Source organism: Marinobacterium stanieri (assembly GCF_900155945.1).
GTDB lineage: Bacteria > Pseudomonadota > Gammaproteobacteria > Pseudomonadales > Balneatricaceae > Marinobacterium > Marinobacterium stanieri.
This window is the reverse complement of the sequence record NZ_FTMN01000010.1, coordinates 158,708-182,938: the sequence shown is the minus strand read 5'-3', so window position 1 is coordinate 182,938 and position 24,231 is coordinate 158,708. Positions and strand designations below refer to the sequence as shown.

The following is a 24,231-nucleotide window of genomic DNA, read 5'->3' as shown; positions in this document are numbered from 1 at the left end:
CCGTCGCTCAATCGAGCTGCTGCATGAAGGCCCTCAATGGCCGTTGAGGGTGGGTCCCAATTTACCCGAAAAACACAGAGAATTATCCATACAAGTTGCTGCACGCGGATAATGTAGTTCCCCTGTTTTAGTGGTCACCTCAATCTCATTCATGGACCCACCCGACTCTTACAAAACTCCGCAATGGCACCAGCCGTTTCTCTGCTGACCTCAGGGCACACCATCGGGAAAACTTCAGTCCCATGAATGGTACCTTTCACCTCACGGCAACTGGCTTCCACACCCGCTCTAAGCAGCAGTTGGTAGAATTCCTTGCCCTCATCCCGAAGCGGGTCGAATTCATTCACGCTGATAACGGTTGGCGGGAAGTCTGTCACGTCTTCTTCGCTGGCGAATGACGGCCAGGCGAGCGGGTCTTTCGCGTCGAACGCTTCAACGCCGTACCCGATGCGGCCCTGGTTGTTGTGCAGGTCCAGCATCACGCCATTCAACTCGGATGACGAAGGGTACTCCGGCTGAGGCCACTTGCCGGCGATGTAGGGGCAGAGTGCAAACAGCCCCTTAACCTTACGATGCAGCCCGATCTCCCTGAGTTTAAGAATGCTGGCGATGGCCAGGTTGCCACCACCGCTGTCGCCGGCAACGACGGTCTGGTCGGGGTCGATATTCAGTGATTCATGCTCGTGCCATAGCCATTCGAGGCCGCTGACACAGTCGTTCAATCCCGCCGGAAAAGGGGCAATGTCCGGCACGGATGAGGGCACGACGGCATTGCGAAAGTCCACCATGGCAACGGCAACGCCTTGTTGGGCGATGATTTTGCCCCAGGCCCGGTAGTTACCGTCATAGCAGGACAGGTACTGCATGCCGCCGCCATGGATGTAGTAAACGCAGGGGAGCTTGGCGTTGTTGGCGGGGCGGATAAAGCGCAGGTTGCACCGGTTGCCGTCAGGACTGGAAATGAATGAGTAATCTTCAATCACCAGCCCAGTGTCGGGGGCTATCAGGGGTGTATCGTTCGCTTCCAGAAACTGGTTGAACAGCGCTTGGGTGGCTTTTGCCTTGTCGCTGTTCGCAGCAGCGACCAGCTCTTCGCGGCTGGCGAAATCACGGAGGGAAGGCGGGGGCAGTGCGCCGAAGACCGCCTTGATACGTGGATCGATGCCATCAATGTCCAGAATGGGATTGTTCATGCAGCGTGCCCCGTGATTGGTTTGCGTGTGTTGAAAACCGGTCCCAAGAGTCACTTATACATCTGTGAGCACCTGATAACCACAGCTGCCCACTGCCATCCATTCTCCTACCCCAGATTTGAGAGGATAAAACGTCCACCCACTACCACCAGAAACAGGGCGAAGACTTTCTTCAGCATCGGCTGCGACAGCCGGTGAGCCAGTTTGGCACCAATGGGCGCGGTGAGTGAGCTGGCCAGCACAATACCGGCGAACGCCGGCAGGTAAACATATCCCAGGCTCCAGTTCGGCAGGTCGTCGGCTTCCCAGCCTACCCAGATATTGGTCAGCGCTCCCATAACCGCGATGGGCAGGCCACAGGCAGCCGAGGTGGCGACTGCCTGCTGCATGACTACACGGCGCCAGCTCAAGTAGGGCACGCTGAGGGTGCCGCCGCCGATGCCAAAAATGGATGAGGCCCAGCCAATAACGCCACCGGCAAAACCCAGCTCCACTTTTGATGCGACCTGATCACCTGCACCCGGTTTTAGGTTGAGCGCCATCTGCACGGCCACTACCAGGGCAAAGACGCCCAGGGCAATCTGAAGGACTGCGCCGGGTAACTGCACGGCGGTATTCACACCCAGAACGGCACCGAGCAGGATGCCGGCAGCCAGCGGCTTGAACAGCTCCCAGCGCACCGCGCCATGCTTATGATGTGCCCGTACCGAGCTGGTTGATGTCACCACAATGGTGGCCAGTGAGGTGGCCACGGCCATGTGGGTTAACACCTCGGGCGATACGCCCTGGAGTTCGAATGAAAAGATGAGTACCGGGACGATCAGCAACCCGCCACCGATACCGAAAAGACCCGCCACGACGCCCGCAAAAGCGCCCAGCACCAAATAGAGAAGCAGAGTTATTAACATGATTTATCCATCCTGCTGGAAAGCGAAGCATCTTAGAGCCTCGTCTTCGTAAATAAAACCTTCTGTGTGTTTTTTATGACTCATTAATTTGGCTCATACATCAATAAAATTAAATCAATATTATTCATTTTTATGTTCACGTATAAATTCATACCTGCTCTTAAATCACGCAATAGCAGGTTGATTCACAGCCGTTTTAATCACCTGGATGGTGACGGCTGTCGGTATTGTCAGCTGAGAAAATAATAATAGACCAATGGTAAGCCCAGAAAGAGCAAGGAATCCATTAACGTTTAATCTCAGAAAAAGTATACAAGACGATCATGAAACAAGACTTCACATTTACTATTAAGAGCATTCGTTTCGATGAGCATTATCAGCCGTCGGATAAAACACGTCTTACCACCAATTTTGCCAATCTGGCTCGAGGCAGCAGACGCCGTGAAAACCTGCGTGACACTCTGAGCATGATTGATAACCGCTTTAATGCGTTGGCGCACTGGGATAACCCGAATGGGGATCGCTACTCTGTAGAGCTTGAAATTGTTTCGGTTGATATCGATGTTGAAGGTAATGGAAGTACCTTCCCCACAGTTGAAATCCTGAAAACAAATATTATCGATCACAAGCGTAACCAACGTATTGAGGGCATTGTCGGGAACAACCTGTCTTCCTACGTGCGTGACTATGATTTCAGCGTGTTGCTGCAGGATCACAACCGCGGCGAAGAGCGCTTCAGCACCCCTGATGACTTTGGTGGGCTGCACGGGAAGATGTTCAAGTACTTCGTAGACTCAGAGGCTTACCGCGATAACTTCAGTAAACGGCCGGTGATATGCCTGAGTGTTTCGGAGAACAAAACCTACCATCGTACCGGCAACCATCACCCGGTATTGGGGTTTGAGTATGAGCCCAATGAGACCTCTTTAACTGAACATTATTTCAGGAAGATGGGATTGCAGGTGCGCTATTTTATGCCGCACAACAGCACGGCACCTCTGGCTTTTTACTTCTTTGGTGACTTGCTGAGCGATTACACCAATCTGGAACTGATAAGCACCATTAGTACGATGGAAACTTTCCAGAAAATCTATCGTCCGGAAATTTATAATGCCAATGCTGTCGCCGGTGAATTTTTTAAACCCAGCCTGCAGCACTCGGATTATTCCTTGACCGGTATTGAATACGACCGGGAAGAGCGTAGTCAGCTGGCAGTAAAACAGGGGAAGTTTGCCGAAGAGCATTTCATTCAGCCCTACCGGGCACTTCTGGAAAAATGGGCTGCGAATTACGCGCTTTAATTCACCCGCTACACGGCAGTATATGATGAAAAAACTATTACCGACTTCAACGGTTGGCAGCTTGCCTAAACCCTTATGGCTTGCCGAGCCTGAAACACTTTGGTCACCCTGGAAGCTGGAAGGTGATGCCTTAATTGAAGGCAAGCAGGATGCGTTGCGGGTGGCGCTGCAGGAACAGCTGCACGCGGGTGTCGATATTATCAGCGATGGTGAGCAAACGCGTCAGCATTTTGTGACCACGTTCATTGAGCACCTGAGCGGTGTCGATTTTGAAAATCGCAAAACCGTCAAAATTCGCGACCGCTATGACGCCAGTGTACCGGTTGTGGTTGATGCGGTGGCGCGTCAAAAGCCGGTCTTTGTTGAGGATGCCCGGTTTTTGCGCCAGCAAACCCGCCAGCCCATCAAGTGGGCGTTGCCAGGCCCCATGACCATGGTCGATACGCTGTACGATGACCATTACAACAGCCGGGAACAGCTGGCCTGGGAATTCGCCAAAATTCTCAACCAGGAAGCCAGGGAACTGGAAGCGGCGGGCGTGGATATTATCCAGTTTGATGAGCCTGCCTTTAACGTGTTCTTTGATGAAGTGAACGACTGGGGCATCGCGGCGCTGGAGCGGGCAGTTGAAGGGCTGAAATGCGAAACGGCGGTCCATATCTGCTACGGCTACGGTATCAAGGCCAATACCGACTGGAAGAAAACGCTGGGATCCGAGTGGCGGCAGTACGAGGAGATCTTCCCCAAACTGCAGGCCTCCAAAATCGACATTATTTCGCTGGAGTGCCACAACTCGCGTGTGCCGGTGGATCTGCTTGAGCTGATTCGCGGCAAAAAGGTGATGGTCGGGGCAATTGATGTCGCAACCCATAGCATCGAAACGCCGGAAGAGGTGGCCGACACGCTGCGCAACGCCCTTCAGTTTGTCGACGCTGACAAGCTATACCCCTGCACCAACTGTGGCATGGCGCCTTTGCCCCGTTCCGTCGCAACGGCCAAGTTGGAAGCGCTGAATGCCGGCGCTGAGATCGTGCGACAGGAGCTGTTGGCTGCAGACTGAGCCTCTTCACAGGCATCCGTTTGGAGGGGCGGCCGGTCAAGCGCCCCTCATCACGATACCCATTATTCAGTCGGCTTTTATTGCGCATCAGGAGGCGGGTTGGCGTTCAGGGGGCTATTCTGATTTTGGCAGTGAAATCAGAAAGCGGGATATTCAGGGCCAGGCACCTGGTCATCATGCCCGTAACCCTATGGAGGACAACCATGGATGTGAAGTTGCTTGTTGGGGTGGTTGGCACAGCACTGGTGTCAGCGCATTACCTGCCTGACGCTCAGGCTGAAGAGGGCGGTGCCGGGCATTATGTACCGGGGGCTCTGGCGACATTAATCGACTTGCCACCCACGCAACCGGGGATGGTGTTTGAAACGGCCTACCTCAATTATGAGGGGGATGTGGAGCAAACGCTGGCCGGCGGGTTACTGGCCGCCAATCTGGACGCCAAAAGTGAGGCCTTGCTGCTGGGAGGCTTTTATACCTTCGAGCAGAAAGTGTTGGGGGCCTGGTATAGCGCGGGTGCATTGTTGCCCTATGTGGATGTGGATATCACCGCCAGTGTGCAGGCGGGGGGCGGTATGGTTCGGCGTCATGATCAGGAATCCGGTTTCGGGGATATCACCCTGCTGCCGTTGATGATGGCCTGGAAGCAGGATGAATGGCAGTTCAATGCGATACTGCCTGTCTATGCGCCGACCGGCGAATATGAGGAAGGCCGGCTGGCCAACCCCGGTAAGAACTACTGGACCTTCGACCCCACCGTCGGCGTTGCCTACTCCGGGCAGAATCTCTGGAACTGGGCTGTGCATACCGGCTTCGCGATCAATACCGAAAACAAGGATACCAACTACAAAAGCGGCACGGTCTGGCACGTGGAAGGCAGTGTCCAGAAGTTGATCCCCATGGGCTCGGGGTTGCTCGGGCTTGGGTTGAACGGCTTTTACTATGACCAGATCACCGGAGACAGCGGCAGCGGTGCCCGGTTGGGTGACTTCAAGGGGCGCACCACCGGTGTCGGTCCGGTACTGACCTATCTGTTACCGGGGGCCGAGGAAAATATGGTGTTTGAACTCAGGTGGTTGCCGGAGTCTTCCGTGAGCAAACGGTTGGAGGGCGACTATATCTGGGGCAAATTTGTGTATCAGTTTTAGGCATTGATGAACCCGGGGGCACACCCTGTGTGGCCTCGGGCATCTGACTTGAACGCCTGCTGAAAATCACAGACCATGCCCGGCATCGCTGTAGCCTGACCAAACGGCTGAACAACACTTCGGGATGAGACAGCTCATGAGAGAAAGCCTTGTTGACCCTCTGGTTTGCCCTTTGTGCGGTAACAGCAATCTTTGTATAAACCTTGGAGCTGAAGATGTAGCCCGCACCTGCTGGTGTAATGACCCTGCCCTGACGTTTCCGGAAGCCTTATTGGCGCAGATTCCTCCCGAAAAACGCCGTCAGGCCTGCGTATGCAGGGACTGTGTGCTGGCGTATCACAGGGAGCATGGTTCCGAAAAAGTGGGCGAGTAAAACCGTTGCTTTGAAACACCGGATTACCGCGCAGGGGCCATTTCGGCTAGCGCTCGCTGGCTTGCCCCTCATGTATGGCATTGAAATAGCGCCCCGGTGAAACTCCCAACGCTTTCCTGAACATGGCGACAAAGGCGCTGGGGCTGCGATAACCCAGTCCGAGTGATACGTTCAGCACGGATTCGCCCTGGCCAAGCCGTTCAACCGCCTGTTGCAGCCGGGCCTGTTGTCGCCATTGTTGGTACGTCATGCCGGTTTCACGCACAAACAGGCGGCGCAGGGTCCGCTCGCTGGCACCCACGCGGTTGGCCCAATAGGCCAGATCGGTATCGGCATCCGATGGTGAGAGCATGCTCTGCATGATCGGCTGCAGGCGGCGGTCTTCAGACAGGGGCAGGTGCAAACGCGAGGGTTTCAGGGCTTCCAGCTCATCAAGAATAACGGCACACACGCGGCTGGCAGGGCTGTCGGGGGCATAGGTATCGCCGAAGTCCGCCACCCGCATGATCAGCTCCCGCAATAGCGGCGAGACTTCCACCACGCTGCATTGGCCGGGAAACCGGTTCAGGTAGGTCGGGTCGATAAACAGGTGGCGGATCTCCGATGTCACCGCCGGGCTCACCGAATGATGAATGCCGCCCGGTATCCAGACCGCCTGTGAGGGCGGAATCACCCAGCTGCCGTCATCCGTCTGTACCTTGATCACCCCCGTGGATGCATAAGCCAGTTGCCCCCGCGGGTGGCTATGAAAATCAAACTCGAAATCCGTCTGGATGCGGTTTTGCATGCCCAGAATGGGCAGTGCAGGGTCGAGGATAAAGCCCCGTTTGGAACGGCAGTGCTGGCGCGGTGCTGTGAAGCTGGCGGTCATGATGTCCGTTTCTCGATATGGAATGGCATTCTATCGACTTCAACCCTAGCGCCACTGAGGCAGAATAGCGAGATGCATCTGTCGAGGGGTTGGATATGGTCAGGGATTTGAAACGCTCACAGTGGGTCGCGCTGATATTGATTCCGCTGCTGTCGGCGCTGCTTGTTTTTACACCGGCGGCACAGCTGTTTACGGGTAAGCAGTTGCCGACGGCGTTGCTGGTGATGGCCGGCATGGTGCTCTTTGCCACCAGTGCGTTGCCGGAGTTTATCAGTGCGCTGGTGATTCTGGTGCTGGCGATGTTGCTGTCGCTGGCACCGGCCGAGGTGGTCTTCTCCGGCCTGACCTCTACCGCCTGCTGGTTGATTGTGTCGGGCATGATTATTGGTATTGCCATTACCGAAACCGGTTTGGCACAGCGTATCTCCAGCCGTTTTACCCGCTACCTGGACAGCAGTTATGCGCGTCTGATTACCGGCATCGTGCTGATGGGCGTGATGCTGGGCTTTGTCATGCCCTCATCCGTAGGCCGCGTGATGCTGTTTATCCCCATCGCGCTGGTGATTGCTGAAAACCTTGGCTTCGCCAAAGGCAGCAAGGGGCAGCAGGGTGTGGTGTTGGCCGCGGCTTTCGGCTGTCATCTGCCCACCTTTGCCATTCTGCCGGCCAATATTCCCAATATGATCATGATCGGTTCTTCGGAGAGCATCCACGGCTGGACGCCCATGTTCACCGAGTACCTGTTGCTGCATTTTCCGGTGCTGGGCGCATTAAAAGCGGTTCTGCTGGTTGTGTTGATTCTCAAGCTCTACCCGGATACGCCCCAGCGCATGGCACCGGTGCAGAGCAATGGTGGCTTCAGTGGCCGGGAAAGCCGGTTGCTGGTGATCATGCTGGCCACGCTGGGATTCTGGCTGACGGACTCCATCCACCATATCTCTGCCGCCTGGATCGGGCTGGCAGCGGCGACCCTGCTGTTGTTGCCGGGCGTGGGGATGGTGTCGACCAAGAGTTTCAACGAGAAGATCAACCTCAGCTCGATTCTGGTGGTGGCAGGGCTGTTGGGGATTGCCAGTTTGATCAACTACAGCGAGATCAGTCAGGTTGTGGGGATGCGGGTGTTGAACTGGCTGCCGCTGGCGCCGGGACAGGATGCACTGAATTTCTTCTCCCTGTCGTTGCTTGCCATGTTCACGGGTGTGGTGGCAACACTGGCCGGGGTGCCGGCAACGCTGACGCCGTTGGCAAGCCAGATCAGTGAGATGACGGGCTTCAGCCTGGAAGCCGTGTTGATGACCCAGGTGTTCGGTTTCTCCACCGTCGTGTTTACCTACCAGTCGGTGCCGCTGATGATGGCCATGCCACTGGCGGGTGTGCCGGTAATCCATGCGGCACGGCTCTGCCTTATTCTGGCAGTGCTTACGGTACTGATTCTGTTACCGCTGGATTACCTCTGGTGGAAGTGGCTGGGGTGGATATAAGGAAGCTGTGAACAAGTCCATGGCGACTGAGCGTATACACAGCTTCCTCAACCCACCTCGTTTAATAGCTCCAAAGTGTGACTCAGCCTGGCATGGGCTGAGTCCATCTCCAGCAGTTCCTGCAAAATTTCCGCCTCAAAGCGGATCACGCCAAACAGCGCAAAGCTGAACTCGCTGTCGGATTTCTCCAGCCAGTCAGTGGAATGGGCCACTCGCTCAATCACCTCTCGGGCACCCGGGTCGGCATGTGCCAGTGCTTCCAGTCGGTGGGCTATCTTGTCGCGCAATATCCTGTTTTCCGCCTGCTCCTCCGGTGTATCGATGCGGTCCGGGAAGGGCGTACAGGCATGGATCTGGTAAGGCAGCAGCTGCACTTCATGGTCACGGCGGTAGCGTTGCTCCACATGCACATTGAGCAGCATGCGTCCGTCTTCAAGCGTTTCCAGCAGTTCGCAGCGGCCGGCACTGAATACATCATAGGGGCGGTAAGTGGCCTGGTTGGATGTCAGCGCCTGTTCCAGATTGGCCGGGCGCTTGCCGGGGCTGACTTCCTTGCGCGGTTGGCAGATGGCAACCAGTGCATCGGTCTCAAGGCAGTGGTGAATCATCTCGCGATAACGCGGCTCGAACACATGCAGTGGAAACAGGGTGCCAGGAAAGGTGACGCAGCCAGGGATGGGGAAAATACAGATGTCACTCATGGTTCTGCTCCTTTCGGTGGTGGGCGCTGAGTTGCCCGATACAGAGTTGCAAGGACCAATCGGCCAGGTGCTGTTTTTCACCCGTGCTGGCATCAGCATAGCGTTTTTCCGGCTGGCGCGATGCAATCTATTCCTGCCGGGCAAAAAAAATTGTGCCGGGGCCTATTCATAAGAGTTGCAAAATATTGTCGTTATCTTGCGCTGAAATGGTGCAAAAGGTGTGCAAAGCTGCACCAGTGGAGGGCGAAAAGCGTTGTCAGGCTGTCTTAAATGACTTAGCCCATTCGTCGAATGTGCTTTCAATTGAGTTGGTTAATGCCGACAAACGCTGCTATAGGTTAAGGCCGGAATATTAAGGAGTTGTGGCACGGCCTTTGCTAATTCCAATAAGAATAAACTGAGTGTCTCAATGAGAGGACTAGCTCCATGCGTAAAAAGGATATCTTGGCGATTACTACCCTGGCAGCAACCCTGACAGCGGGCGCAGCCAGCGTTCAAGCAGCGACTCTGGATGACGTAAAATCACGCGGAACACTCACCTGCGGGGTCAGCACCGGCCTGGCGGGCTTCTCTGAAAAAGACGAAAACGGCAAATGGAGCGGCCTGGACGTGGATGTCTGCCGTTCGGTTGCCGCAGCGGTGCTGGGCGATGCGGATGCGGTGCAGTACAAGCCGCTGACGGCCAAAGAGCGTTTCACTGCGCTGGTGTCTGGTGAGGTCGACATGCTGTCGCGTAACACCACCTGGACCCACACCCGTGATACGTCTCTGGGTATCAACTTCGCCGGTACTAACTTCTACGACGGTGCCAGCTTCATGGTCATGAAAGATCTGGGCGTGAGCAGTGCGCTGGAACTGGATGGCGCCAACGCCTGCATCCAGGCGGGTACCTCTACCGAGCTGGCCATTGCGGACTTCTTCCGTCAGCACGGCATGTCTTACAAAGCGGTTACCTTCGACACGTCTGACCAGACCCGTCAGGGCTTTGAGTCCGGCCGCTGTGACTTCCTGACTTCCGATGGTTCTCAGCTGGCAGCGCTGCGCGTAGGCCTGTCGAACCCGGCTAATGCCGTGATCCTGCCGGAAGTGATCTCCAAAGAGCCTCTGGGCCCCGTGGTCCGTCAGGGCGACGACCAGTGGTTCAACATCGTGAAATGGTCACTGAACGCCATGATCGAAGCGGAAGAGCAGGGTGTTACTTCTGCCAATGTGGATGACAAGCTGGCCAACGGTAATCCGGCCAACAAGCGTCTGCTGGGTGGTGAAGGTGAACTGGGTGCCAACCTGGGTCTGGAGTCGAACTGGGCGTATAACATTGTGAAGCAGGTCGGTAACTACGCCGAATCCTTCGACCGCAATGTGGGTATGGACTCTCCGTTGAAACTGGAGCGTGGTCTTAATGCCAGCTGGAAAAACGGCGGCATCATGTACTCACAGGCAATGCGCTAATCGTTGGACTGATACAGGGGAGCTCAAGCTCCCCTGTTGCTTTTGCTCCCACTTCAGGTCACTTCAATGTTTAAACAAAAAACCATTGAACAAACCAAGTCGGCTGCGCGCAAATCCGGCGGGAACGGCTCAGCGGCTTTCTACAATAACCCCAATATCCGCGCCCTGTTTTATCAGATCCTGCTGGTCTTGGGCCTTGGTTACTTTTTCTATTCCGTCATCAGCAATGTTCTGGCCAATATGGAAGCCACCGGTATCAAAACCGGTTTCAGCTTTCTGACCGCCTCGGCCGGCTACGATGTGCTGATGTCGCTGATTCCCTTTGAAGCGACAGATACCTATGGCCGCATCTTTATTGTCGGCTTTCTGAATACCCTGCTGGTGTCCGGCATCGGTATTTTCTTTGCCACCCTGCTGGGGTTTGTGTTCGGGGTCGCATACTTTTCCCATAACTGGCTGGTACGCAAGGCGGCCACGGTCTATGTGGAAACCTTCCGTAACATTCCGCTGCTGCTGCAGGTGTTCTTCTGGTACTTCGCGGTGCTCTCGACACTGCCGGGGGCACGCCAGAGTCTGAGTCTGGGCGAGGCGATCTTCCTCAACGTGCGTGGTCTGTACCTGCCCAAAATGGTGGGCAGCGACCTGTTCTGGGTCGCTGAAGTTGCGTTGGGCGTGGCTATCGCGGGTATTTTCGTACTGCGTCGCTGGGCGAAGAAGCGTCAGGAATTGACCGGTCAGCCCTTCCCGGTGCTGTACGCGTCCATCGCCATGGTGATTGGTCTGCCGCTGCTGGCGCTGATTGTGACTGGCATGCCGTTCACGGTTGAGTACCCTGCACTCAAGGGCTTCAACTATTTCGGTGGTATCACGGTCATTCCCGAGTTGATGGCATTGGCCATTGCGCTGTCGGTCTATACCGGTTCCTTCATCGCGGAAGCGGTGCGTGCCGGGGTGCAGTCGATTCCCCATGGCCAGACAGAAGCCGCACGCAGCCTGGGCCTGAAAGAGAAGAAGATCATGTCGCTGATTATCGTGCCTCAGGCGATGCGCGTGATCGTGCCCCTGCTGAACTCGGAATATCAGAGCCTGGTGAAGAACTCCACTCTGGCAGCCGCCATCGGCTATCCGGACCTGTTCAACGTCTTCGTGGGTACGGCGCTGAACCAGACCGGTCAGGCGATCGAAACCATCTTTATGACAATTGTTGTGTACTTCGTGGTGAACATGGTCATCTCCTTCCTGATGAACCGGTTCAACAACGCGGTAGCGCTGGTGAGTCGATAGGATACTGCGATGAAAGAGTTTGAACCTGTTCCTGCTCGTCCGGCGCCGGATAAAACGGTTGGCCCGCTGGCCTGGATGAAAGAAAACCTGTTTTCATCGCTGCTGAACAGCCTGGTGACTCTGGCTGTCATGGCGTTGCTGGTCTATTACATTCCGCCGGTTCTGGACTGGGCCTTCTTCTCGGCCAACTGGCAGGGCACTTCTGAAGATGCCTGTGTGCGTGAAGGGGCCTGCTGGGTATTTGTGAACGCCTGGTCCTATCAGTTCTTCTACGGTACCTATCCGGTCGAGGAGATCTGGCGGATCAACCTGATGCTGGTGCTGCTGGCGCTGGTGATTCTGGCATCCTTTACACTGCCCAAGCATATCCGCCTGAAAGCATCGGTCATCGCCTGGCTGGTGTTGCCGCTGGTCGGGATTGCCCTGCTGGATGGGCGTCTGCTGGGCCTGCCGGTGGTGAGCACCGATCTGTGGGGCGGCTTTACCCTGAATGTGTTCATGGCGGCGGCCAGTATCATTGTGGCCTTTCCGTTCAGCTTCCTGTGGGCACTGGGGCGTCGCTCCAATATGCCCTTTATCCGCTCGGTGTCGGTGATCTTCATCGAGTTCTTCCGTGGTGTGCCGGTGTTGTCCCTGTTCTTCATGGGCTCGGTGATGCTGCCGCTGTTCTTCGCGGAAGGCACCAATGTGGATAAGCTGATTCGTGTCTGGATTGTGCTGATCTTCTTCATGTCCGGCTATATGGCCGAGGTGTTCCGCGGCGGCTTTGCGGCGGTGCCGTCAGGGCAGTATGAAGCGGCTGACTCCATTGGCCTGAGCTACTGGCAGAAAATCATGCTGATTATCCTGCCGCAAGTGATCAAGGTGTCGCTGCCGAACATTCTGGCCACCTTTGTCATGCTGTTCAAAAACACCACCTTCCTGTTGATCATCGGCATCCCCGAAGTGGTGCAGACCCTGCAAACCGCGCTGTCCAACTCCTACTGGCTGGGCGGGCACGCGCTTGAGGGTTACCTGTTTGTATTCCTTGTGTTCTGGAGCAGCTGTTTCAGCATGTCCCTGCTGGCGCGTCGTATCGAGCGTCAGATGAATACCGATAAGAGAGATTGATTATGAGCGCAGCAAAACCCACAGCGGATGCTGAAGACGTTATTGTTATTGAAAACCTGAACAAGTGGTACGGTAACTTTCATGTTCTGCGCGACATCAATCTGCGCGTGAAAAAGGGCGAACGTATCGTGATCTGCGGGCCTTCGGGCTCGGGCAAGTCGACCACTATCCGCTGTATCAACCGGCTGGAAGAGTTCCAGGAAGGTTCGCTGGTGGTGGACGGTGTGGAGATGATCGATGACGTGAAAAACATCGAAACCATCCGCAAGGATGTGGGCATGGTGTTCCAGCACTTCAATCTTTTCCCGCATCTGACCATTCTGGAAAACCTGACGCTGGGTCCCATCTGGGTGCAGAAAAAGCCCAAGGCGGAAGCTGAAGCCACGGCCATGAAGTACCTGGAGCGCGTCAAGATTCCGGATCAGGCTGACAAGTACCCGGGCCAGCTGTCCGGTGGTCAGCAGCAGCGTGTGGCCATCGCCCGTTCGCTGTGCATGAACCCCAATATCATGCTGTTCGACGAGCCCACCTCAGCGCTGGACCCGGAGATGATCAAGGAGGTACTGGACGTAATGGTGGAGCTGGCCGAAGAGGGGATGACCATGCTCTGTGTGACGCACGAGATGGGTTTTGCCAAGAAAGTGGCAGACCGCGTGATCTTCATGGATGCGGGGCAGATTGTGGAAGAAAACGAGCCCAACGAGTTCTTCAATAATCCGCAGAACGAACGTACCAAGCTGTTCCTGAGCCAGATTCTCAATCACTGATTGAGGTGTTTGAAGGGGGTAAAGCGGTTGTCACGGCCTGGCTGTGGTAGCCGCTTTTTCGTATTGGCACTCTGGCATCGGCCATTGGCTTCAGGCGGTGATGCTGTCAGGATAACGCTTTTGCCTTGCGGGGAGATGCGCGGTGTCCCGACTCTATATTTACGACCACTGTCCCTTCTGTATTCGGACATTGCTAGTGGCCAACTACAAGCAGGTCAGCGATCTGGAGCAGATTGTTCTGCTCAATGATGATGAAGAAACCTGTAACCGTTTGATCGGCAAGAAAATGGTTCCCATCTTCGAGCATCAGGGTGTGGCCATCGGTGAAAGCATGGATATTGCCAAGCTTCTGGCTGACCTGGGTAATCCTGAGCGCAAGATTCGTTCGCTGCAGTTGGGTGAAGCGATTCAGCCCCTGTTGCAGCCGGTGATGAAGCACTGCCAGGCACTGTCCTTCCCCAGGGTGATTGAAATGGGGATGGAGACCTTCGCCACTGAATCTGCCCGTGCCTACTATCGTGCCAACAAGGAGCGGATGCTGGGCTGCACCTTTGAGCAGGCGCTTGAGAATACCGCCGAGCACCAGGCAGAAGTTGAGCGGGTGCTGGCACAGTTGCCGGAGCTGACGTTGCCGTCGGAGCAGGGTAATACGCTGAGCTGGAACGATGTGATGAACTTCCCGCCACTGCAGTACATGTCGTCGGTGAAGGGGCTCACTTTCCCGCCACACCTCAAGCAATGGATGCAGGAAGTGTCTGAGCTGGGTGGTGTTGAACTCTATTTTGATCGGGCGATTTAAGTGATGAAAAAAACAGCGTTAACCCTTCTGATGAGCAGCGTGCTGGCCGTACCCGCTGTCTTTGCCCAGTCCGGCAGCGATGATGCCATCCAGTACCGTCAGGGTGTGTACAAGGCGATGGAATGGAACCTGACACGCATGGCCGCCATGGTGCAGGGCCGTGCCGAGTTTTCAGCCGATGAGTTTCGCCGCCGTTCAGAGCGTCTGGTATTGCTCAGCGGGATGGTCTCGGAAGGCTTTGCCGATGAGCAGAGCGCCCGTGGCGAGGCGGTGGAAACGCGTGCCTCCTATCGTATCTGGCAACAACAGGATCGCTTCGGCGAGCTGATGAGCGAGATGCAAACGCGGACCCAAGCGTTGCAGCAGGCTGCTGCCAGCGGTGAAGCCGACGATGACCTGCGCCCGCTGGTCGGGCGCCTGGCGCAAAGCTGCAAGGCCTGTCACGACAAATACCGGGACTGATCCCGGTATTCCGGTTTAGTCCACTTTTTAATATCCCAGCGTCGGGTCCACGGTCTGCGGGACCCGGCCTGCTTCCAGTTGCTCGATATAGCTCTGGATCTGTGTGGCCGCTTCCTCCACCGGAGTCGGCGCTGCTATATGCGGGGTGATGATAGCGCCCGGGTGCTGCCATAAGGGTGAGTTTGCCGGCAGGGGCTCGGTCTCAAACACGTCCAGCAGGGCACCCCTTAGCTGCCCCTCATCCAGCGCGGCCAGCACCGCATCGGCATCCAGGATTTCGCCACGGCCACAGCTGATCAACGCCGCACTCTTGTCCAGCCGGGACAGCGTCTCGCTGTTGATCAGCCGGCGTGTCGCAGGTGTATGCGGCAACAGGTTGATCAGAATGCGGGCACCACTCAGGCAAGCCTCCAGTCCAGCCTCACCACTGTAACTTTCGACGCCGTCGATCTGTTTGCGGGTGCGACTCCAGCAACGCACGGGGAAGCCTTGCGTGGCCAGCTCAGAAGCGGCCTGCTGACCCAGAGCGCCGGCACCCAGAATCGCAATGGGCCAGGCGCTGGCGGGATCGATGTCATAGGGCTGCCACTGCGCCCTGGGCTGCTGCTGACGGTAGCGGTCAAAATCCCGCGTGAAGTGAAGTACCCCGTAACGGATGTAGTCGTTCATCCACCGGGCCATACCGGCATCACGCAGTTTAAGCAGGGGTACATTCTCAGGCAGGTTGGGCAGCGGTAGCAGGGCATCAACGCCCGCGCCCAGGTTGATAATCCCCTTGAGCTGCGTCTGTTGATCAAACAGCTCGGCCGGTGGTTTCCACACCAGGGCATAGTCTGCCTGAAACTGTTGCGGCAGGTCGGCTTGCCACAAACGGATATTGGCATCGGGCAGTCTGGCCTGCAGGCATTGCAGCCAGGCCTGAGCATCCTGTCCCTGTGCCGAGAGAAGAAGGTTCATGTATCACTCCAGCAAGACCCGAATAATGGAAAAATGTCTGCCAGCCACTCTAGCAGAGCGGGCGTGAGGGTGAACAGCGGGGAGAAGGGAAGCCGGCAGCAGGCCTTGTGAGCCTGCCACCGTATGTCCTGTCAGGGACAGGGGGGTGGAGTCTTAACCGGCCTGTTTAGCCTTCAGCTCCAGACGGCGACGGTGCAGGACCGGCTCGGTGTAGCCGCTCGGCTGCTCGCAGCCCTTGATGACCAGTTCGCAGGCCGCCTGGAAGGCGATGCTGTCATCGAAGTTGGGTGCCATCGGCTGGTAGGTCGGGTCGTCAGCGTTCTGACGGTCCACGACCGCAGCCATGCGCTGCAGAGTTTCCATCACCTGCTCTTCAGAGCAGATGCCGTGGTGCAGCCAGTTGGCGATGTGCTGGCTGGAGATACGCAGGGTCGCGCGGTCTTCCATCAGGCCTACATCGTTGATGTCCGGTACCTTGGAGCAGCCTACGCCCTGGTCGACCCAGCGTACCACGTAGCCAAGGATACCCTGGGCGTTGTTATCGAGTTCCTGCTGGATCTCTTCAGCGCTCCAGTTCGGGTTCTGTGCAACCGGAACGGTCAGGATGTCGTCCAGGCTGGCGCGACCACGGCTCTTCAGCTCCTGCTGACGGGCGAATACATCCACCTTGTGGTAGTGCAGCGCGTGCAGGGCAGCAGCGGTCGGTGACGGAACCCAGGCAGTGTTGGCGCCGGACAGCGGGTGACCGATCTTCTGTTCCAGCATATTGGCCATCAGGTCCGGCATGGCCCACATGCCCTTACCGATCTGGGCACGGCCGCTCAGGCCACAGGCCAGGCCGATATCCACGTTCCAGTCTTCGTAGGCCTTGATCCAGGCGGCGCCTTTCATCTCGCCCTTGCGGATCATCGGGCCCGCTTCCATGGAGGAGTGGATCTCGTCACCGGTACGGTCGAGGAAGCCGGTGTTGATGAAAACCACGCGCTCCTTGGCGGCACGGATACATTCCTTCAGGTTAACGGTGGTGCGACGCTCTTCATCCATGATGCCCATTTTCATGGTGTGGCGCGGCAGGCCCAGTGCATCTTCGACACGTGCGAACAGCTGGTCGGCGAAGGCGACTTCTTCCGGGCCGTGCATCTTCGGCTTCACAATGTAGATGGAGCCGGTGGTGGCGTTACGGAATTTGCCGTTGCCCTGAAGATCATGCAGCGAGATCAGGGTGGTGACGACACCATCCATGATGCCTTCCGGGATTTCGTTACCTTCGCTGTCGATGATGGCCGGGTTGGTCATCAGGTGACCCACGTTACGCACGAACATCAGGCTGCGGCCCTTCAGGGTCAGGCTGTCGCCGTTCGGTGCGGTGTATTCGCGGTCCGGGTTCATGCTGCGGGTGAAGGTCTGGTCGCCCTTGGCGATCTCTTCGGTCAGGGTGCCTTTCATCAGGCCCAGCCAGTTGCTGTAGGCCAGTACCTTGTCTTCGGCATCCACGGCGGCAACGGAGTCTTCGCAGTCCATGATGGTGGTCAGCGCCGCTTCCATCAGGATGTCTTTGACGCCGGCGGCATCGGACTTGCCGATCTGGCTGTCACGGTCGATCTGGATCTCGAAATGCAGACCGTTGTGCTTCAGCAGAATGGCGGTGGGGTTGCTGGCACTACCGGTGTAGCCCGCGAGCTGGGCGGCGTCGGCCAGGCCGGTTTCGCCACCGTCACGCAGGGCGACGCACAGCTGACCGTTCTGGATGCTGTAACCGGCAGAGTCCTTGTGGGATGCGCCAGCCAGGGGAGCACTTTCGTCGAGGAAGTCGCGGCCAAAGGCGATGACCTTGGCGCCACGGGCCGGGTTATAGCCCTTGCCTTTTTCGGCGCCGTTCTCTTCGGAGATGGCGTCGGTGCCGTAAAGCGCGTCGTACAGGCTGCCCCAGCGGGCGTTGGCGGCGTTCAGCGCGTAACGGGCGTTCATCACCGGTACTACCAGCTGCGGACCGGCCATGGTGGCCATTTCAGGGTCTACGTTTTCGGTAGTGGCGGTGAAATCTTCGCCTTCCGGCAGCAGGTAACCGATCTCCTGCAGGAACGACTTGTAGTTGTCGAAGTTGAAGCTGTCGCGATTATCGCGGTGCCAGGCATCGATCTGCGCCTGAATGTCATCACGTTTGGCCAGCAGTTCACGGTTACGCGGTGCGAGGTCGTGCACGATGCTGTCGAAGCGGTTCCAGAACTGCTCCACATCGACGCCGGTGCCCGGCAGTGCTTCGTTGTTAATGAAATCGTAAAGCTCTTTGGCGACCTGCAGGCCACCGACCTGTACCCGTTGGCTCATCTTCTTGCCTCAATTTTTTATGCTCTTTCTGCTCCAAACAACCAGGAACAGAACAGGAATTCTATCCATCAAGGAGTTGTGCATTGCGAAAATAGCGCATTTTTATGCGCCTGTCCCGCCTATGCGGCTAAAGTATGAAGAAATGGTGCGTTAGTGTTGTTTTCGCGTCAAATGGCGTGTTGTTGACAGTTTTTCGCGAATTTTAGGTTGTTTTTTTACAAGCTAAGGCTGCCTTGGGCAGCCCTTTGCACATGCAGTAAACAGAAAGCGGGGGCTGGAGTAATTTTAAAACAACCAGCTGCCCGAGTCAGCCAAGGGTTGTCCCTTATCCAGCGCCTGCAAGCCTTTGACACAGCGGATGATCATCCAGATAGCCAACAGGAACAGAATAATGAAACCTATACCGATAAAGGCCAGGATGGAGCCGATTAAACTCACCCCCAGTCCGATCCAGAAGGTACGGATCTGCCAGCGATAATGGTCCTGTACCCAGTCCGCGGCGTCGTTTTTGTATATGTAAGCCATGACAACACCGATGATGCCGGTAATACCGGATACCAATGCGACCAGATAGAGGATGTAGACAATCTTGGCATTGTTGGCGCCGCTTTCGGGCTGCTGAACGGCGGGTGTCTCGCTCATGAGGTACTCCTTGAACCTTGGGGTGGGGGTAATCGATCTTCATACTTTGGCTGCTGAAGGTCAAACGAGTTCCTGAGTCGGATCGATGGCCTGCGTAGCCCAGTGCGTGTGGATACAAAAACGGGGCCAGATGGCCCCGTGGTGTTTACATGTAAAAGGGTAGATAGAGCGCGATTTTGGGGAAGAAGAACACCAGCAGCAAGCAGGCAAACATCAGCAGAATAAACGGCCAGACGCCGCGTACCACATCCATTACCTGCCCCCCGGCCACGGCTTGTATCACGAATAGATTGAGCCCCACCGGTGGTGTAATCAAGGCGCACTCGATCATGATCACGAAGATGATGCCGAACCAGATCGGGTCGATTCCCAGCGGTGCCAGTGACGGGTAGAGCACCGGCATCATGATCAGCAACATGGAGATCGATTCCAGGAAGAAGCCCATCACCAGCAATACCAGGCAGACCGCCAGAATGAACAGACCGGCTTCACCGATGTGCATGCTGACGAACATCGAGATCTCCTGCGGGATCTGGTACAGCGTGATTGCCTTACCGAACACCTTGGCACCGGCCATGATCAGGAAGATGGTGATCGACGTCTTCATGGTGTCCATGCAAGCGACCTTGAAGCCATCCCAGGTGAAGGTCTTCAGCGCCAACACAATGACCAGCGACACCGCCACACCAATGGCCGCCGATTCGGTCGGCGTGAAGATACCCGCATAGATACCACCGATAATGACCGTGGCCAGCAGCAATGTAGGCAGGGCGCGCAGAGTGGCCGTGCGGCGCTCACTCCAGGATGCCTTGGGCACCGGCGTGCAGGCCTTGCCAAAGATGGCATAAAGGAAGCTGAAGCCGATAAAGCTGCCGGCCATGATCAGGCCCGGTACTACACCGGCCAGGAACAGGTCCACAATCGACTCTTCGGTGATAACACCGTAGACGATCATCGGAATTGACGGCGGAATCAGAATACCCAGGGTACCACCGGCCGCAATCAGGCCCAGTACAAAGGGGCGGTGATAGCCGCGGTCGGTCATCTCCTTGATGGCCACGCTGCCGATGGTGGCTGCCGTGGCGACGGAAGAGCCGGAGATGGCCGAGAAGATGGTGCAGGAGGAGATGGTGGCAATGCCCAGGCCGCCGGGCCAGTGGCCCACCCAGGTTTGCACCGCATTGAACAGATCCTTGCCAACACCGCCCTTGAGCAGGATGTTGGACATCAACAGGAACAGCGGTACCGACAGCAGAATGAAACTGTCGAACGACGAGTACAGCGCCATGGGCACCATCAGCGGAGAGATATCCGCCAGCAGCAACATGGCCAGGCCCATGCCACCCAATACGAAGCCGACCGGAACGCCGGACAGCAACAGCATCAGCAGGGCAAAAATAATCAGTGCAACCGTCATCAGATATTCACCTCTTCTGCTGCCTGCAGGTGACCGGTCAGAACCAGTGCCGCTTCCGTCAGACACTGAATGAACAACAGACCAAATCCGACCGGAATGGCACTTTTGGTGATCCACATCGGCAGCCCCAGCATGGTGGCCGAGGCCGAGTTCATGGCGATGGACTCAATCACCAGCTCACTGCCATACCAGGTGACCCAGGCCGAGAACAGCGCAATCACCAGCAGTGACCAGATCTCGGCTGCAACCCTCAGGCGCGGGCCAAAGTGGTTGATCAGCATATCGATGCGGATCAGGGCCTGATGCTGTAGCAGCCAGCTGGCGCCCAAGCAGGATGCCCAGATCTGGCACAGCAGCGACAGGTCTTCCACCCAAATGGTGGGGGAGAGAAAAACATAACGGGCGATGACCTCGTAGGTGATCATCACCGTAATGGTGACGAACAGTGCCGAGGCAAGGCGTCCGCACAGGGTAACCAGGGCGTGATTGAACCTCACCCAGCGCGAGGGGTGAGAGGCACGCCAGGCCTGCTTGTCATTTGAAGAGGCGTTCACATCTGACATGGGTATTTCCGACGGCTGATAACGTACAAAACGGACGCCCCTGAAACAGGGGGTCCGTTAGGAAAAGCGAGAGGCCGGGTAGCCGTTAGAGCGCGCGAGCGGCGTCAACGACCTGCTTGCCCAGCGGTCCGGCGTTCTGCAGGAAGCTTTCCAGTACCGGCTGGGTTGCCTGCTGCCACTTGTTCACGTCGTCGGCGCTCAGCTCGACCACGTTCATTTCTTTCTTGGCGTTGGCAATTGCGTCGGCTTCCAGCGTCTGGATCTTGTCACGCAGCTGCTTTTCCACTTTCACGGCGGCGTTCTGCAGAATCTCGCGTTCGCCGTCGGTCAGCCCCTGCCATACCTTCTCGTTGATGATGGTCATGAACTCGATGTTGGCGTGGTTGGTCAGGGTCAGGTGGTCCATAACCTGGTACAGCTTACGCGGACCTACGGCGGTTACACCGGTCATGCCCGCATCTACGGTACCGCGCTGGTACGCCAGGAACTGCTCGGAACCGGCCATTACGGTCGGCGCTGCATTCACGGACTTGGCGAATTCACCCAGGGTCTTGCCGAAGACGCGGACTTTCATGCCGTCCATATCTTCCGGCAGCTGGATTGGTTTGTTCTTGGAGAGCAGGGCGACACCACCGTATGCCTGCCACCACAGCGGGCGAGCGCCGGTTTCGATGATTTCGTTATCCAGCAGGGTACGCAGCTCGCTGCCGGGTGCAGTCGCTTTGACCACCTTGTCATAGGTGGGGAACATGAAGGGAACGTAGAAAACATCCACTGCCGGGATGGTACCGGCCAGCTGGGTTACGCTCATAACGCCCATTTCAATGGCGCCAGAAGTCACCGCGTGGTGCACTTCCTTGTCCTTGTACAGCTGAGCGGCCGGGAAAATCTGGATCTTGATGTCACCGTTGCTGGCGCTTTCAACTTCCTTCTTGAAGTCCACCAGGTTCTGGCCCAGATGGTGTTTCAGCGGCAACTGCAGGGTGACTTTCAGAGTGGTTTCCGCCAGCGCAGGCATTGCGGTCAGGGCGGTCATCAGCATGCCGGAACAGAGGATATTCTTCAGTTTCATGATCATTCCTTGTTTATAGTTTTCATAGGTTTTGGCCTGATCAGGTGCGGCCGTTTTGCATCAGCTGTTGTACCGATTCAGGGAGCGGGCGGGTCAGGCTGCGAGGGCCTGCCTTGCTGATCTGACCGGGCAGGTCGTGATCAACAATGACACCCAGCTGTTGGGATTGGTGGAGCAGTCCATTCAGATCGGCACCGGTTTCCAGGCCCATCTCGTCCAGCATGTGGACCAGGTCTTCGGTGCAGATATTGCCGGTGGCGCCGGGGGCGAAGGGGCAGCCGCCCAGACCACCCAGAGAAGCATCGAACTGATTCATGCCGGCGGCCAATGATGCCAGCACGTTGCTCAGGCCGAGGCCACGGGTGTTATGGAAATGCAGGGTGACTTCCAGCTCGGGCCAGCGTTGACGCACGGCCTGGCACAGCTCGAATACCTGGTTGGGCACCGCCATACCGGTGGTGTCGGCCAGGGTGATGCTGTGCAGGCTGCGCTCCAGGTAGGCATCGACGAAGCGCAGCACCCGGTCCTGTTCCTGATTACCCTCGAACGGGCAGCCAAAAGCGGTAGCCAGGGAGCCGTTCAGGCGCATGGGCGTGCCTGCGCTCATGTCGGCGATACGGGCAAACTGGTCCAGCGACTGCTCACAGGTCATGCGCATGTTGGCCAGGTTATGGCTTTCGCTGACCGACATCACCAGATTGATCTCGTCGACGGCCAGCTCCAGCGCGCGGGCACAGCCCTTCTCGTTGGGCACCAGCGCCACGTAGGTGGTGTCGGTATCGCGGGTAATGGCGCGCATCACGTCTTCGGCATCACGCAGGTTGGGGACCGCGCGTGGCGACACGAAGGACGTGACTTCGATCTTGTTCAGGCCCAGCTGTGCCAGAGCGTTAACCAGTTCGATCTTGGTTTCGGTAGGCACAAACGCCGGTTCACTCTGGAAACCGTCGCGTGTCACCACCTCATTGACCAGAATCGGTTGCGGAAGGTTGGCAAACATCAAAGCGCTCCCTTGTCCTTCAGCCCCTGAATGGCAGCGGCGTCATAGCCAAGACCGGACAGAATCTCGTCGTTGTGCTCGCCCAGCTGCGGGCCCAGCCAGCGCGTAGTGCCCGGCGTGGCGCTCAACTTGGGTACGATGCCCGGCAGGGAGATCTCTTCACCATCGGGCAGTGGCTGTTCGCTGATCATGCCACGGGCACGGAAATGCGGATCTTCAAAAATTTCGGCGGCGGTGTTGATGCCACTGGAAGGCACGGCCGCGTCTTCCAGTACCTGCAGCGCATCTTTCAGGCTGCGATTGGAGGTCCAGGCTTCGATGGCTTCGTCCAGTTCATCGCTGCGACGGGCGCGGCCATCGTTATGCGCCAGTTCAGGGTCTTCAGCCAGATCGGGACGATCGATGGCGTTCATCAGACGTTTGAAGATGCTGTCGCTGTTGGCGGCGATGACGATGTAGCGATCATCGGCGCTGCGGTAGGTACTGGAGGGGGCGATGCCGGGCATGCTGGCGCCGGTACGCTCACGCACAAAACCGAACATGCCGTATTCCGGAATCAGGCTCTCCATTACGCCAAACACGGCTTCGTACAGAGCCACGTCGACGTACTGGCCCTTGCCGCCGTTCACCTTGAGGTGGTGCATCGCCATCATGGCGCCGATTACACCGTACAGGGAAGCAAGGGTATCGCCGATGCTGACACCGGCGCGGACCGGCGGGCGATCCGGGTAACCGGCCAGATAGCGCAGGCCACCGATGGACTCAGCGATGGCGGCGAAACCGGGGCGGGATGCATAGGGGCCGTCCTGGCCGTAGCCGGAGACGCGAATCATTATCAGCGAAGGATTGATGGCCGACAGCTGCTCCCAGCCCAGATTCCATTTTTCCAGTGTGCCGGGGCGGAAGTTCTCGATAACGATGTCACAGTCTTCCACCAGCTTGTGGATGACATCCTGGGCATCGGGGTCCTTGAGGTTCAGCGTCAGGGACTTCTTGTTGCGGCTCTGGGAGTACCACCAGAGGGAGGTGTCCTTGTGCATCTTGCGCCAGCGGCGCAGGGGGTCACCGGTGCCCGGCGGCTCAACCTTGATCACTTCAGCACCGAATTGGGCCAGAATACTGGCGGCATAGGGGCCGGCAATCAGCGAGCCCAGTTCAAGCACACGTACGCCTTCAAGCGGCAGCGGCTGGTCTGCCTGTTCCTTGGCGGAGGAGGTTTCCTCGGTCATTGTTATTTCACCTTCACATCACATGGCTACAACACAGTTGTGTGAAAATGATGGTCTGTATCCCGGGAATGACAAAATGGTTAAATGTGAGGCTGCCATCTCCGTTCGCGATGGCTGGC

24 protein-coding genes are annotated in these 24,231 nt (G+C 57.0%); 12 read left to right on the top strand and 12 right to left on the bottom strand.

Translation table 11 applies throughout. The features are described 5' to 3' along the window. Positions 1–149: 149 nt before the first annotated feature. Positions 150–1,193 (bottom strand): alpha/beta hydrolase, encoded by a 1,044-nt coding sequence (locus tag BW956_RS19135; RefSeq protein WP_076465431.1) that lies wholly within the window; start codon positions 1,191–1,193, stop codon positions 150–152. A 107-nt stretch (positions 1,194–1,300) separates the two neighbouring features. Continuing rightward, the gene (locus tag BW956_RS19130) at positions 1,301–2,101 is read right to left on the bottom strand and encodes a sulfite exporter TauE/SafE family protein (protein WP_076465429.1); all 801 of its coding nucleotides are present in this window, start codon (positions 2,099–2,101) and stop codon (positions 1,301–1,303) included. A 323-nt stretch (positions 2,102–2,424) separates the two neighbouring features. Here BW956_RS19130 and BW956_RS19125 point away from each other — a divergent pair, with 323 nt between their 5' ends. From BW956_RS19125 to BW956_RS19110, 4 genes are all read left to right on the top strand, one after another. Continuing rightward, complete coding sequence (locus tag BW956_RS19125) at positions 2,425–3,402, top strand: DUF1852 domain-containing protein (RefSeq protein WP_076465426.1); 978 nt, start codon at positions 2,425–2,427, stop codon at positions 3,400–3,402. 25 nt (positions 3,403–3,427) lie between these two features. Then, positions 3,428–4,462, top strand: a complete 1,035-nt coding sequence (locus tag BW956_RS19120; protein WP_076465423.1) for a methionine synthase — start codon at positions 3,428–3,430, stop codon at positions 4,460–4,462. Positions 4,463–4,665: 203 nt separating this feature from the next. Beyond that, positions 4,666–5,607 carry a SphA family protein gene (locus BW956_RS19115; protein ID WP_076465420.1) on the top strand — a complete coding sequence of 314 codons (942 nt, stop codon included), beginning with the start codon at positions 4,666–4,668 and terminating at the stop codon, positions 5,605–5,607. A gap of 124 nt (positions 5,608–5,731) precedes the next feature. Next, a complete protein-coding gene (locus tag BW956_RS19110) occupies positions 5,732–5,980 on the top strand; it encodes a cysteine-rich CWC family protein (protein ID WP_338066358.1) in 249 nt (82 codons plus the stop codon). Between the two features lie 46 nt (positions 5,981–6,026). Here the strand turns inward: BW956_RS19110 and BW956_RS19105 are convergent, their stop codons facing one another. Further along, on the bottom strand, positions 6,027–6,851 hold the full coding sequence (locus BW956_RS19105; protein WP_076465414.1) for an AraC family transcriptional regulator: 825 nt from the start codon (positions 6,849–6,851) through the stop codon (positions 6,027–6,029). Between the two features lie 95 nt (positions 6,852–6,946). Here BW956_RS19105 and BW956_RS19100 point away from each other — a divergent pair, with 95 nt between their 5' ends. Beyond that, the gene (locus BW956_RS19100) at positions 6,947–8,332 is read left to right on the top strand and encodes an SLC13 family permease (RefSeq protein WP_076465411.1); all 1,386 of its coding nucleotides are present in this window, start codon (positions 6,947–6,949) and stop codon (positions 8,330–8,332) included. Between the two features lie 47 nt (positions 8,333–8,379). On the opposite strand, the gene BW956_RS19095 is transcribed toward BW956_RS19100, so the two are convergent. After that, on the bottom strand, positions 8,380–9,033 hold the full coding sequence (locus BW956_RS19095) for an LON peptidase substrate-binding domain-containing protein (RefSeq protein WP_076465408.1): 654 nt from the start codon (positions 9,031–9,033) through the stop codon (positions 8,380–8,382). Here BW956_RS19095 and BW956_RS19090 point away from each other — a divergent pair. From BW956_RS19090 to BW956_RS19060, 7 genes are all read left to right on the top strand, one after another. Next, positions 9,023–9,205, top strand: coding sequence for a hypothetical protein (locus tag BW956_RS19090; protein ID WP_076465406.1), 183 nt, complete (start codon positions 9,023–9,025; stop codon positions 9,203–9,205). The genes BW956_RS19095 and BW956_RS19090 overlap by 11 nt on opposite strands. A 254-nt stretch (positions 9,206–9,459) precedes the next feature. Continuing rightward, positions 9,460–10,482 (top strand): amino acid ABC transporter substrate-binding protein, encoded by a 1,023-nt coding sequence (locus BW956_RS19085; protein ID WP_076465404.1) that lies wholly within the window; start codon positions 9,460–9,462, stop codon positions 10,480–10,482. 66 nt (positions 10,483–10,548) lie between these two features. Beyond that, positions 10,549–11,766 (top strand): amino acid ABC transporter permease, encoded by a 1,218-nt coding sequence (locus tag BW956_RS19080; RefSeq protein ID WP_139327234.1) that lies wholly within the window; start codon positions 10,549–10,551, stop codon positions 11,764–11,766. Between the two features lie 9 nt (positions 11,767–11,775). Then, entirely contained in the window at positions 11,776–12,876 is a 1,101-nt protein-coding gene (locus BW956_RS19075; protein ID WP_076465401.1) for an amino acid ABC transporter permease, read from the top strand. Positions 12,877–12,878: 2 nt separating this feature from the next. Next, positions 12,879–13,643, top strand: coding sequence for an amino acid ABC transporter ATP-binding protein (locus tag BW956_RS19070; RefSeq protein ID WP_076465398.1), 765 nt, complete (start codon positions 12,879–12,881; stop codon positions 13,641–13,643). Positions 13,644–13,785: 142 nt separating this feature from the next. After that, positions 13,786–14,442, top strand: coding sequence for a glutaredoxin 2 (gene grxB, locus BW956_RS19065; protein ID WP_076465395.1), 657 nt, complete (start codon positions 13,786–13,788; stop codon positions 14,440–14,442). 3 nt (positions 14,443–14,445) lie between these two features. Further along, on the top strand, positions 14,446–14,904 hold the full coding sequence (locus BW956_RS19060) for a c-type cytochrome (RefSeq protein WP_076465392.1): 459 nt from the start codon (positions 14,446–14,448) through the stop codon (positions 14,902–14,904). A gap of 27 nt (positions 14,905–14,931) precedes the next feature. Here BW956_RS19060 and BW956_RS19055 read toward each other — a convergent pair whose 3' ends face one another. The 8 genes from BW956_RS19055 to BW956_RS19020 form a co-directional block, all read right to left on the bottom strand. After that, entirely contained in the window at positions 14,932–15,861 is a 930-nt protein-coding gene (locus tag BW956_RS19055) for a 2-hydroxyacid dehydrogenase (protein WP_076465390.1), read from the bottom strand. A gap of 153 nt (positions 15,862–16,014) precedes the next feature. Beyond that, on the bottom strand, positions 16,015–18,189 hold the full coding sequence (locus BW956_RS19050) for a malate synthase G (RefSeq protein ID WP_076465387.1): 2,175 nt from the start codon (positions 18,187–18,189) through the stop codon (positions 16,015–16,017). A 285-nt stretch (positions 18,190–18,474) separates the two neighbouring features. Continuing rightward, complete coding sequence (locus BW956_RS19045; protein ID WP_076465384.1) at positions 18,475–18,831, bottom strand: DUF4870 family protein; 357 nt, start codon at positions 18,829–18,831, stop codon at positions 18,475–18,477. Positions 18,832–18,976: 145 nt separating this feature from the next. Next, positions 18,977–20,248, bottom strand: a complete 1,272-nt coding sequence (locus BW956_RS19040; RefSeq protein ID WP_076465381.1) for a TRAP transporter large permease — start codon at positions 20,246–20,248, stop codon at positions 18,977–18,979. Beyond that, complete coding sequence (locus BW956_RS19035; RefSeq protein ID WP_076465378.1) at positions 20,248–20,811, bottom strand: TRAP transporter small permease; 564 nt, start codon at positions 20,809–20,811, stop codon at positions 20,248–20,250. Before BW956_RS19035 ends, BW956_RS19040 begins: the two co-directional genes overlap by 1 nt. 85 nt (positions 20,812–20,896) lie before the next feature. After that, positions 20,897–21,883, bottom strand: coding sequence for a TRAP transporter substrate-binding protein (locus BW956_RS19030; protein ID WP_076465375.1), 987 nt, complete (start codon positions 21,881–21,883; stop codon positions 20,897–20,899). Positions 21,884–21,923: 40 nt separating this feature from the next. Then, complete coding sequence (locus BW956_RS19025; protein WP_076465372.1) at positions 21,924–22,883, bottom strand: hydroxymethylglutaryl-CoA lyase; 960 nt, start codon at positions 22,881–22,883, stop codon at positions 21,924–21,926. Then, positions 22,883–24,112 (bottom strand): CaiB/BaiF CoA transferase family protein, encoded by a 1,230-nt coding sequence (locus BW956_RS19020; RefSeq protein WP_076465369.1) that lies wholly within the window; start codon positions 24,110–24,112, stop codon positions 22,883–22,885. Before BW956_RS19020 ends, BW956_RS19025 begins: the two co-directional genes overlap by 1 nt. Positions 24,113–24,231: the final 119 nt, after the last annotated feature.

Bases quoted from the DNA above. Each gene is read 5' to 3' on its own strand.
- BW956_RS19110 (WP_338066358.1), top strand. From the start codon at position 5,732: ATGAGACAGCTCATGAGAGAAAGCCTTGTTGACCCTCTGGTTTGCCCT.
- BW956_RS19130 (WP_076465429.1), bottom strand. From the start codon at position 2,101: ATGTTAATAACTCTGCTTCTCTATTTGGTGCTGGGCGCTTTTGCGGGC.
- BW956_RS19035 (WP_076465378.1), bottom strand. From the start codon at position 20,811: ATGTCAGATGTGAACGCCTCTTCAAATGACAAGCAGGCCTGGCGTGCC.
- BW956_RS19055 (WP_076465390.1), bottom strand. From the start codon at position 15,861: ATGAACCTTCTTCTCTCGGCACAGGGACAGGATGCTCAGGCCTGGCTG.
- BW956_RS19080 (WP_139327234.1), top strand. From the start codon at position 10,549: ATGTTTAAACAAAAAACCATTGAACAAACCAAGTCGGCTGCGCGCAAA.
- BW956_RS19100 (WP_076465411.1), top strand. From the start codon at position 6,947: ATGGTCAGGGATTTGAAACGCTCACAGTGGGTCGCGCTGATATTGATT.
- BW956_RS19125 (WP_076465426.1), top strand. From the start codon at position 2,425: ATGAAACAAGACTTCACATTTACTATTAAGAGCATTCGTTTCGATGAG.
- BW956_RS19045 (WP_076465384.1), bottom strand. From the start codon at position 18,831: ATGAGCGAGACACCCGCCGTTCAGCAGCCCGAAAGCGGCGCCAACAAT.
- BW956_RS19090 (WP_076465406.1), top strand. From the start codon at position 9,023: ATGTCACTCATGGTTCTGCTCCTTTCGGTGGTGGGCGCTGAGTTGCCC.
- BW956_RS19070 (WP_076465398.1), top strand. From the start codon at position 12,879: ATGAGCGCAGCAAAACCCACAGCGGATGCTGAAGACGTTATTGTTATT.
- BW956_RS19040 (WP_076465381.1), bottom strand. From the start codon at position 20,248: ATGACGGTTGCACTGATTATTTTTGCCCTGCTGATGCTGTTGCTGTCC.
- BW956_RS19135 (WP_076465431.1), bottom strand. From the start codon at position 1,193: ATGAACAATCCCATTCTGGACATTGATGGCATCGATCCACGTATCAAG.
- BW956_RS19095 (WP_076465408.1), bottom strand. From the start codon at position 9,033: ATGAGTGACATCTGTATTTTCCCCATCCCTGGCTGCGTCACCTTTCCT.
- BW956_RS19085 (WP_076465404.1), top strand. From the start codon at position 9,460: ATGCGTAAAAAGGATATCTTGGCGATTACTACCCTGGCAGCAACCCTG.
- BW956_RS19115 (WP_076465420.1), top strand. From the start codon at position 4,666: ATGGATGTGAAGTTGCTTGTTGGGGTGGTTGGCACAGCACTGGTGTCA.
- BW956_RS19075 (WP_076465401.1), top strand. From the start codon at position 11,776: ATGAAAGAGTTTGAACCTGTTCCTGCTCGTCCGGCGCCGGATAAAACG.
- BW956_RS19025 (WP_076465372.1), bottom strand. From the start codon at position 22,883: ATGTTTGCCAACCTTCCGCAACCGATTCTGGTCAATGAGGTGGTGACA.
- BW956_RS19050 (WP_076465387.1), bottom strand. From the start codon at position 18,189: ATGAGCCAACGGGTACAGGTCGGTGGCCTGCAGGTCGCCAAAGAGCTT.
- BW956_RS19020 (WP_076465369.1), bottom strand. From the start codon at position 24,112: ATGACCGAGGAAACCTCCTCCGCCAAGGAACAGGCAGACCAGCCGCTG.
- BW956_RS19120 (WP_076465423.1), top strand. From the start codon at position 3,428: ATGAAAAAACTATTACCGACTTCAACGGTTGGCAGCTTGCCTAAACCC.
- BW956_RS19105 (WP_076465414.1), bottom strand. From the start codon at position 6,851: ATGACCGCCAGCTTCACAGCACCGCGCCAGCACTGCCGTTCCAAACGG.
- BW956_RS19060 (WP_076465392.1), top strand. From the start codon at position 14,446: ATGAAAAAAACAGCGTTAACCCTTCTGATGAGCAGCGTGCTGGCCGTA.
- BW956_RS19030 (WP_076465375.1), bottom strand. From the start codon at position 21,883: ATGAAACTGAAGAATATCCTCTGTTCCGGCATGCTGATGACCGCCCTG.